Below are 8,291 nucleotides of genomic sequence, written 5' to 3'. Positions count from 1 at the left end.
GCCGCGACCAGACGCTGCACGTCGGGCCAGGCCCGCGGTCGGTCGCCTGCCGTCGCCGTGCGCAGGACGGCAAGGCGCAGCGCCAGTTCCTGGAGGGTCGGACCCACGCCCGGCGGTAGCACGACGGCGACGGACGTGCCGGCCGCGGCCAGGGTCATGGCGAGGGAGAGGCCGCCGGGATCGGCCCCGACGATGCAGGTGTCCACGGTCTCGACGGGCAGGAGGGAGGAGGAACGGCTCATGGCCCCTTTGTGGGATGCCCGGCGTGCGGTGTCGAGAGCAGGCGGAGCCGGGCGCGACGCGAGGCCTGCCCTTCCGTCATCGGGCCGTCGTCACGCTGTCGGCGCTGCGTCACGGAGGGTGGGCAGAAGGGCCGCGTCACCCACCCGCGAGGAGTTCCCATGCGCGCTCTCGTTCTGCTCACCGGCCTGATGGCCGCGACCCCCGCCCTCGCCGATGCGGAATTCCCCGCGTCGCTGGCCGGTCACGCCATCCTGCCCGCCGACACCTTCATCGCCCCGCCGGCAGACGCGCCGGCCGACCTGCAGATCTCCGGCAAGTTCACCGGCGCCGCGCGGGTCGATGCCCTCGGCACCGTCATGGGCCGCTCCGCCGGCCGGCCCACCGGCCTGTCGGTGCCCTTCCGCGGCCAGCCGGTGCAGGGCCATTCCGGCATCCGCCGCATGGCGGACGGCACCTATTGGGTGCTGACCGACAACGGCTTCGGCAACAAGCGCAACTCGCCCGACGCCATGCTCTTCCTCAGCCACTACCGCATGGATTTCGAGAAGGGGACGATGGAGCGCATCGCCACCGTGTTCCTCTCCGACCCGGACAAGAAGGTGCCGTTCCGCATCGCCAACGAAGCGACGGAGCGCCGCTACCTGACGGGCGCCGACTTCGATCCCGAGAGCTTCCAGATCATCGGCGGCAAGATCTGGATCGGCGAGGAGTTCGGCCCCTATCTCATTCGCGCCGACATGACCGGCAAGATCGAGGCGATCTTCGAGACCATGGTCGACGGTGAGGTCGCCCGCTCGCCCGACCATCCCGCCGTCACGACGCCTGCCGTTCCCGGCGGGGCCGTGGACTTCCGCGTCCGCCGCTCGAAGGGCTTCGAGGGCATGGCGGCCTCGCCCGACGGGCGCTTCCTCTACCCGCTGCTGGAAGGCGCGCTCTGGGATCCCGCCACGCGGGCCCTCGAGCAGGTGAACGGGCGCGAATACCTGCGCATCCTCGAGTTCGACGTCGCCGCCGGCCGCTACACCGGCCGCCACTGGAAGTACGTGCTCGACGCCAACGGCCTGTCGATCGGCGACTTCAACATGATCGACGCCACGACCGGTCTCATCATCGAGCGCGACGACAACGAGGGCGTGGCCGAGCGGGCCTGCCCGGCCGGCCAGCGCGCCGAGACCTGCTTTCACGCCCTGCCGCGCATCAAGCGCATCTGGAAGATCGAGATGACGGATGCCAATGCCGGCGGCGCGGTGCGCAAGATCGGCTTCATCGACCTCCTGGCGATCCGCGATCCCAACAACCGCTCGCGGGTGCCGCTGTCGGGCGGCCACTTCCAGATGCCGTTCTTCACCATCGAGAACGTCGACGTGGTCGACGCCGACCACATCATCGTCGGCAACGACAACAACCTGCCCTTCTCGTCCAGCCGGGACCCCAACAGGGCCGACGGCAACGAGATGGTGCTGCTGCGCGTGCCGGAATTCCTGCGCGCCCGCTGAGGGCCGCTTTCACCGCGATCGGAGGCCCGGCTTCGGCCGGGCCTTTCGCGTTTCAGGCGGAGAGCGGGGCGGTCTTCGTCATGCGCGTGATGTTGCGGCGGACGGCGAAGATGCGGCCCCAGGCGTCGCCCCTCAGGTCCTGCCGGTAGCCCTGGTAGCCGAGCAGGTCGTCCCAGAGGAATTCCTCGTCGTGGAGGAGATCGAAATCGGCGGCGAGCGTCGCACGGATCTGCTCGCGGTTCTTCCGGTTCTGGAACTCGAGCAGGACGAGCGAGGTGCGCGACAGGTCGAGATGGGAGAGGACCTCGCCCTCGCCGCCCTCGATGTCGATCTTGACGACGTCGGCGGAGGGAAGGGACGCCGGGTCGACCACGTCGACCTCGTAGGTCTCGACCAGCGTGCCCTCGGCGAAGGTGTCGCCGGAATAGGCGGCGAGCCCGGATTCGCCGTCGCCGGCGAAACGGCTGTGGAAGGTCGCCTTCGTCTGGCCGCCGGGAAAGAGCGCGGCATTGACGATGGTGATGTCGCGGCGGCCGGCGGTGTTCTGCTTCAGGAACTCGAAAGTGCCGGGATGGGGCTCGAAGGAGCGCACGTGGCTGCCCGGCCAGCGGGCCGAGGACCAGAGCGCGAAGGAGCCGACATTGGCGCCGATGTCGAGGATGTCGAGGCCGACGCCGTCATAATCCGCCTCGTACTCTCCCTCCAGGACGTGGCGGATCGCCGCCTCCATCGGCTCGGGGCAGGCGAGGGACATGGGAATGCGGGCGACGTAGCGACTCACGGGCGCGGCTCCTGGCGATGAGGTCGGCCGTCGTCCTATCACGATTTCGTCAACGGTGCGGCGATGCCGTCAGAGAAGGTTCGAGCGGCTCGCCCCCGCGATGACCGCGAGCAGCCGGTCGGCGGCGGGTTCGATTTCGCCGTCGTTGATGATGACCACGTCGGGGTCGACCGGGGCGGACACCTGGCGCACGACGCGCGCGGCCGCGTCGCCGTCAGAGGCGCGCGAGCGGGCGGCGACGCGGGCCTGCAGCACCTCGGGCGGGGCCGTGACCTCGACCACCGTGACGTTCCGGTAGCGCTGGCGGGCGGCCGCCAGGACCTCGCGCGAGACGTTGCACACGGCGGTGCGGCCGCCATAGACCGCGTGGTCGACGACGGCGGGAATGCCGTAGCGGTGGCCGTGGGCCGACCAGGTGAGGGCGAAGCCGCCGGCCTCGGCGATGCGCGCGAAGGTCGCCTCGTCCGCCTCCACATTGTCTTCCGCCGCGGAGGCCGGCCGGGTGACGATGCGGCGCGGGAAGAGCACGGCCTCGTCGCTCGCGAGCCGGCTGCGCGCGGCGGCGATGAGCGTGTCCTTGCCGGCGCCGCTCGGTCCCACGACGAGCACCAGCCGGCCCGGCCCGATCGGCCTCTGTTCGGCCACCGGCCGTCCCTCGCCGCGCAGCCCCGGCGCCATGTCAGGCGATCCTGCGGCCCGTGCGCCAGACCTCGCGCACGACGGGCTTGTCGCCGACCAGGGCGACGCGGACGAGATCAGCACGCTTGCCGGTCGCGATCTCGCCGCGGTCGGTCATTCCGGTGGCGAGAGCAGGCTTCAGCGTCACGGTCTGGATGGCGCCCGCAAGGCCGCCCATGGCCGGCACGCCGGCGAGGCCAAAGGCGCCGTGTATCAGGCTGATCGGCACATAGTCGGACGAAAGGATGTCGAGGACGCCAGCGCCGGCCAGTTCCACGGCCGAGACGTTGCCTGAATGCGAGCCGCCGCGCACCACGTTGGGCGCGCCCATGAGCACCGAGATGCCGGCGGCATGGGAGGCGCGCGCCGCCTCGACCGTGGTCGGGAACTCGGCGATGGACACCCGGTCGGCGACGGATTCGGCGACATGATCCTCCAGCGTGTCGTCGTGGCTGGCGAGGGCGATGCCGGAGCGGTGGGCGAGGGCCACGAGGCCCCGCTTGTTCGGCTCGCCGATCTCGTCGGCGCGGGCGCGACGGTTGGCGAAGAGCCGGTCGAGGTCGCTCTCCGACAGGCCGGTCTTGCCGCGGTAATAGGTGCGCAGCTTCTCCTCGTCGCGGAACTGGCGCTGGCCCGGCGTGTGGTCCATCAGCGACATGAGGCGCACGTCGAAACGGGCGAGATAGCTCTCCGCCTCCTCGACCACGCCGCGGGAGGGAATCTCGCAGCGCAGGTGCGTGTGGTGGTCGGAGCGCAGCAGGCCCGTCCCCTTCGCCGTCTCGATAGCCTCGGACAGGTCGAGCAGGCCGTCGGCCGTGGTCGGCCGGTCGTCGTCGGAGCCGATGCGCAGGCTGTCGAAGACGGTGGTGATGCCGGAGGCGGCGATCTGCGCGTCATAGGCGAAGACGGCCGAGAGCGGGTCCCAGTGCACCTTGGGGCGTGGCTGGTAGTGGGGCTCGAGGTGATCGGTGTGGAGTTCGACGAGCCCGGGGATGAGAAGGTCCTCGCCGAGGTCGGCGGAATCCGACCGCTGGGTGTCCGCTTCGACCGCAGTGATGACGCCGTCCTCCACCACCACGGTTGCGGCGATCTCGCGGTCGGCGAGAATCACCCGGCGGGAGAAGAGTGTCAGCGATCCGATGTCGTCCCGGGCTTTCATGGTCGTCCTCATGCGGCGCTCGCAGCGAAGCGCGTGACGTCGACGATGCGGGTGGCGACCCGCTCGCGGACGTCGTCGTCGTGGAAAATGCCGACGATGGCGGTGCCGGCGGCCTTCTTCGTCTCGATCAGGTCGACCACCGCTGCGCGATTCCGCGCGTCGAGGGAAGCCGTCGGTTCGTCCAGAAGCAGCAGCGGATGGTCGGCGATGAAGCCGCGGGCAATGTTCACCCGCTGCTGTTCGCCCCCCGAGAAGGTCGCGGGGGGCAGCGACCAGAGCCGCTCGGGCACGTTGAGCAGCGTGAGGAGGCGGCGGGCGCGCGCCTCCGCCTCGTCACGGGCGAGGCCGAAGGCGGTCGCGGCTTCCGCCACGACGGCGAGGGCCGGAACGCGCGGGATGACGCGCAGGAACTGCGAGACATAGCCGATGGTGGTGCGCCTGAGCGCCATGACGCGGCGCGGGGCTGCGGTGGCGACGTCCACGGTCTCGGACCCGTCCACCACGTGGATGGCCCCGGCATCGGCGCGGTAATTGCCGTAGATCATCTTCAGGATCGACGACTTGCCCGCGCCGGAGGGGCCGCCGAGCACGACGCATTCGCCGGGCGCGACGTCGAGCGAGATGCCCGAGACGACCGGGATCACCAGCCCGCCCTGCAGGTGCATGGTGAAGCTCTTGGCCAGGCTGTCGAGAGAGAGGAGGGGCGCGGTCATGTCCGTCTCACGGCTGCAGGATGGAGGAGACGAGGAGCTGGGTATAGGGCTCGCGCGGATCGTCCAGCACCTGGTCGGTGAGGCCGGTCTCGATGGCGCGGCCGTCCTTCATCACGAGGATGCGGTGCGACAGCAGGCGGGCGACCGCGAGGTCGTGGGTGACGACGACGGCGGCGAGGCCGAGATCGGCGACGAGGCCGCGCACGAGGTCGAGAAGGCGCGCCTGGACCGAGACGTCGAGGCCGCCGGTCGGTTCGTCCATGAAGACGAGGCGCGGGGCGGTGACGAGGTTGCGGGCGATCTGCAGGCGCTGGCGCATGCCGCCCGAATAGGCGGTGGGACGGTCGTCGATGCGGTCCGGGTCGATCTCGACGCGCTCCAGCCAGGTCTCGGCCTCCTCACGGATCTTGCCGTAGTGCCGCCAGCCGACCGCCATCAGCCGCTCGCCGACATTCGCGCCGGCCGAGACGCCCATGCGCAGGCCCTGTTCGGCATGCTGGTGGACGAAGCCCCAGTCGGTGCGGAAGAGAAACCGCCGCTCGGCCTCGGAGAGGGTGAGGATGTCGCGGGTGACGCCGTCGCGCATGCGGTAGAGCACGCGCCCGTCCGAGGGTTCGAGCTGACCGGAGAGCAGCTTCAGGAGCGTCGACTTGCCGGAACCGGATTCGCCCACCACGGCGAGGACCTCGCCGGGATAGAGCTCGAAGCCGACGTCGCGGCAGCCGATGCGGGCCCCGTAGAACTTCGTCAGGCTCTCGGCGGTGAGGAGGGGGGTGTCGGTCAGGGCGCTCATTCCGCCGCTCCCGCGATCGCCGCCGGGGCCTCGCCGAGAAGCTCGCCGCGGTGGCCCTCGGCCCGCCGCTCCTCGCAATGGTCGGTGTCCGAGCAGACGAACATGCGGCCCCCCGCGTCGTCGGTGATGACCTCGTCGAGATAGGTATGGGTGGCGCCGCAGAGGGCGCAGGCGTGGTCGAACTTGGTCGGCTCGAAGGGGTGGTCGTCGAAATCGAGGGAGACGACCTTGGTATGGGGCGGCAGGGCGTAGATGCGCTTCTCGCGGCCGGCGCCGAAGAGCTGCAGGGCGGCGCAGTCGTTCATCTTCGGATTGTCGAATTTCGGCGTCGGCGAGGGGTCCATCACGTAGCGGTCCTCGACCTTGACCGGATAGGCGTAGGTGGTGGCGATGTGGCCGTGGGTGGCGATGTCCTCGTAGAGCTTCACGTGCATGAGCCCATAGTCCTCGAGGGCGTGCATGACGCGCGTCTCGGTCTCGCGCGGCTCGAGGAAGCGCAGCGGCTCGGGGATCGGCACCTGGTAGACAAGGACCTGGTCGGCCGTCAGCGTCTTCTCGGGGATGCGATGGCGCGTCTGGATGATGGTCGCGTCGGCGGTGTGGGTCGTCGTCTCCACGCCCGACGTCTTCTCGAAGAACTTGCGGATGGAGACGGCGTTGGTGGTGTCGTCGGCGCCCTGATCGATCACCTTGAGACGGTCGTCGGCACCGAGGATCGCCGCCGTGACCTGAACGCCGCCCGTGCCCCAGCCATAGGGCATGGGCATTTCGCGCGAGGCGAATGGCACCTGATAGCCGGGAATGGCGATGGCCTTGAGGATGGCGCGGCGGATCATCCGCTTCGTCTGCTCGTCGAGATAGGCGAAGTTGTAGCCGGAGGCGGTCTGGTGGATGGTCATTCCGCGGCCTCCTTCAGGGGCGCGTCGCCCACCTGCCGCCCGGCGATCTCCCGGCGCATCTGCCGGATGAGGCCGAGTTCGGCCTGGAAGTCGACGTAGTGCGGCAGTTTCAGGTGCTCGACGAAGCCGGTCGCCTGGACATTGTCCGAATGCATCAGCACGAATTCCTCGTCCTGGGCGGGAGCTTTCACCTCCTCGCCGAGTTCACCGGCGCGCAGCGCCCGGTCGACCAGAGCCATGCCCATGGTCTTGCGCTCGCAATGGCCGAAGGCGAGGCCGTAGCCGCGGGTGAAGCGCGCCGGTTCGGTGGTCGACCCCTTGAACTGGTTGACCATCTGGCACTCGGTGACGGTGATGTCGCCGAGGGGGACCGCGAAGCCCAGATCCTCGGAGAAGAGTTCCACCTCCACCTCGCCGAGGCGGATCTCGCCGGCGAAGGGGTGGGTGCGGCCGAAGCCGCGCTGGGTCGAATAGCCAAGCGCGAGAATGAAGCCCTCGTCGCCGCGGGCGAGGTTCTGCAGCCGCAGGTCGCGGCCGGCGGGGAGGTCCAGGGGCTCGCGGGTGAGGTCCGGCACCGGCGCGTCCGGGTCGCCCGGCGGGTTGCGCTCGATGAGGTCGTCATGGCCGAGGAGGTCCGTGACGCGCGGCATCGCCGTCTCGTCGGCGGGGGCACGGGCGGGCTCGGGCACCTCGACCCCCGCCTCGAGCAGGAAATCGACGAGGCGGTGGGTGTAGTCGAAGGTCGGCCCCAGCACCTGCCCGCCGGGAATGTCCTTGAAGGTCGCGGAGACGCGGCGTGCCACCTGCATGGCGCCGGTGTCGATGGGGGTCGTCGCGCCGAAGCGGGGCAAGGTTGTGCGGAAGGCGCGGACGAGGAAGGCCGCCTCGACGAGATCGCCGCGCGCCTGCTTGATGGCGATGGCGGCGAGGTCGCGGTCGTAGAGCGAGCCTTCGGTCATCACCCGGTCGACCGCGAGGGTGAGCTGTTCGCGGATCTGGGCGGGCGCGACCTCGGGCACCGCCGGGTCGCCGCGCCGTGCGTGGGCGAGGAGGCGGTGGGCGTTGTCGATGGCGCGCTCGCCGCCCTTGACGGCCACATACATGGATCAGGCCTCCGACAAGGTGACGCGGGTGGTGCGGGGGAGGGCGGCGACGCCCTCGGGGCCGGCGAGGACGAGGTCGATCCCACGCGGGAAGAGGGCATGGTTGGCCGCGAGGCGGTCCACGATGTCGGCCGGCAGGCCGGTGATCGAAAGGGTGGCGTGGCCGGAAATGCCGGGGCCGGCGAGGCGGAGGCGGGCGGCGGCCCCGGAGAGTGCCTCCACCTGCACGATCAGCGTCGTGGAGCGATCCGGATAGACGTCCGTGCCCTGGGCAAAGACAGCGAGGTCGGGCAGGGCGGCTGCATCCGCGACCAGCGCGAAGGCGGCCTGCGAGGGCGCCGCGCCGATGCGGGCGCCGGTATGGAAGGCGAGCCAGGCGGCGACGTCCGGCGCGGCGGCGAGCGGGCCGTCGAGCCAGAGCGGGGT

At 70.4% G+C, this 8,291-nt stretch carries 10 protein-coding genes; 1 reads left to right on the top strand and 9 read right to left on the bottom strand.

Annotated elements, in window-relative coordinates; genetic code table 11:
- Positions 1 to 242 (bottom strand): hypothetical protein (locus ACT6XY_RS21635; RefSeq protein ID WP_444750376.1); only part of this gene is annotated, 242 nt, incomplete at its 3' end.
- Between the two features lie 159 nt (positions 243 to 401).
- Between ACT6XY_RS21635 and ACT6XY_RS21630 the strand changes: the two genes are divergently transcribed.
- Positions 402 to 1,739 carry an esterase-like activity of phytase family protein gene (locus ACT6XY_RS21630; RefSeq protein ID WP_444750375.1) on the top strand — a complete coding sequence of 446 codons (1,338 nt, stop codon included), beginning with the start codon at positions 402 to 404 and terminating at the stop codon, positions 1,737 to 1,739.
- 52 nt (positions 1,740 to 1,791) lie between these two features.
- On the opposite strand, the gene ACT6XY_RS21625 is transcribed toward ACT6XY_RS21630, so the two are convergent.
- The 8 genes from ACT6XY_RS21625 to phnH all read right to left on the bottom strand — a co-directional run.
- A complete protein-coding gene (locus tag ACT6XY_RS21625; RefSeq protein ID WP_444750374.1) occupies positions 1,792 to 2,520 on the bottom strand; it encodes an FkbM family methyltransferase in 729 nt (242 codons plus the stop codon).
- Positions 2,521 to 2,589: 69 nt separating this feature from the next.
- The gene (gene phnN / locus ACT6XY_RS21620; RefSeq protein ID WP_444750373.1) at positions 2,590 to 3,198 is read right to left on the bottom strand and encodes a phosphonate metabolism protein/1,5-bisphosphokinase (PRPP-forming) PhnN; all 609 of its coding nucleotides are present in this window, start codon (positions 3,196 to 3,198) and stop codon (positions 2,590 to 2,592) included.
- Between the two features lies 1 nt (position 3,199).
- Positions 3,200 to 4,357, bottom strand: coding sequence for an alpha-D-ribose 1-methylphosphonate 5-triphosphate diphosphatase (locus ACT6XY_RS21615; RefSeq protein WP_444750372.1), 1,158 nt, complete (start codon positions 4,355 to 4,357; stop codon positions 3,200 to 3,202).
- Positions 4,358 to 4,365: 8 nt separating this feature from the next.
- Positions 4,366 to 5,070: a phosphonate C-P lyase system protein PhnL gene (phnL, locus tag ACT6XY_RS21610; RefSeq protein ID WP_444750371.1), complete on the bottom strand. Its 705-nt coding sequence runs from the start codon at positions 5,068 to 5,070 to the stop codon at positions 4,366 to 4,368.
- A 7-nt stretch (positions 5,071 to 5,077) separates the two neighbouring features.
- On the bottom strand, positions 5,078 to 5,863 hold the full coding sequence (gene phnK / locus ACT6XY_RS21605) for a phosphonate C-P lyase system protein PhnK (protein ID WP_444750370.1): 786 nt from the start codon (positions 5,861 to 5,863) through the stop codon (positions 5,078 to 5,080).
- The gene (locus ACT6XY_RS21600) at positions 5,860 to 6,762 is read right to left on the bottom strand and encodes an alpha-D-ribose 1-methylphosphonate 5-phosphate C-P-lyase PhnJ (RefSeq protein WP_444750369.1); all 903 of its coding nucleotides are present in this window, start codon (positions 6,760 to 6,762) and stop codon (positions 5,860 to 5,862) included. Before ACT6XY_RS21600 ends, phnK begins: the two co-directional genes overlap by 4 nt.
- Positions 6,759 to 7,865 (bottom strand): carbon-phosphorus lyase complex subunit PhnI, encoded by a 1,107-nt coding sequence (locus ACT6XY_RS21595; protein ID WP_444750368.1) that lies wholly within the window; start codon positions 7,863 to 7,865, stop codon positions 6,759 to 6,761. The genes ACT6XY_RS21600 and ACT6XY_RS21595 overlap by 4 nt, the downstream gene beginning before the upstream one ends.
- A 3-nt stretch (positions 7,866 to 7,868) precedes the next feature.
- Positions 7,869 to 8,291 (bottom strand): phosphonate C-P lyase system protein PhnH (gene phnH, locus ACT6XY_RS21590; protein WP_444750367.1); only part of this gene is annotated, 423 nt, incomplete at its 5' end.

Origin of the sequence: Phreatobacter sp. (genome assembly GCF_052440005.1) — a bacterium.
In the GTDB taxonomy this organism is placed as follows: Bacteria; Pseudomonadota; Alphaproteobacteria; order Rhizobiales; family Phreatobacteraceae; genus Phreatobacter.
The sequence above is the reverse complement of the archived record's forward strand: the minus strand, read 5'-3'. Positions and strand labels throughout refer to the sequence as shown.

Bases quoted from the DNA above. Each gene is read 5' to 3' on its own strand.
- ACT6XY_RS21600 (WP_444750369.1), bottom strand. From the start codon at position 6,762: ATGACCATCCACCAGACCGCCTCCGGCTACAACTTCGCCTATCTCGAC.
- ACT6XY_RS21615 (WP_444750372.1), bottom strand. From the start codon at position 4,357: ATGAAAGCCCGGGACGACATCGGATCGCTGACACTCTTCTCCCGCCGG.
- ACT6XY_RS21595 (WP_444750368.1), bottom strand. From the start codon at position 7,865: ATGTATGTGGCCGTCAAGGGCGGCGAGCGCGCCATCGACAACGCCCAC.
- phnK (WP_444750370.1), bottom strand. From the start codon at position 5,863: ATGAGCGCCCTGACCGACACCCCCCTCCTCACCGCCGAGAGCCTGACG.
- phnL (WP_444750371.1), bottom strand. From the start codon at position 5,070: ATGACCGCGCCCCTCCTCTCTCTCGACAGCCTGGCCAAGAGCTTCACC.
- ACT6XY_RS21630 (WP_444750375.1), top strand. From the start codon at position 402: ATGCGCGCTCTCGTTCTGCTCACCGGCCTGATGGCCGCGACCCCCGCC.
- phnN (WP_444750373.1), bottom strand. From the start codon at position 3,198: ATGGCGCCGGGGCTGCGCGGCGAGGGACGGCCGGTGGCCGAACAGAGG.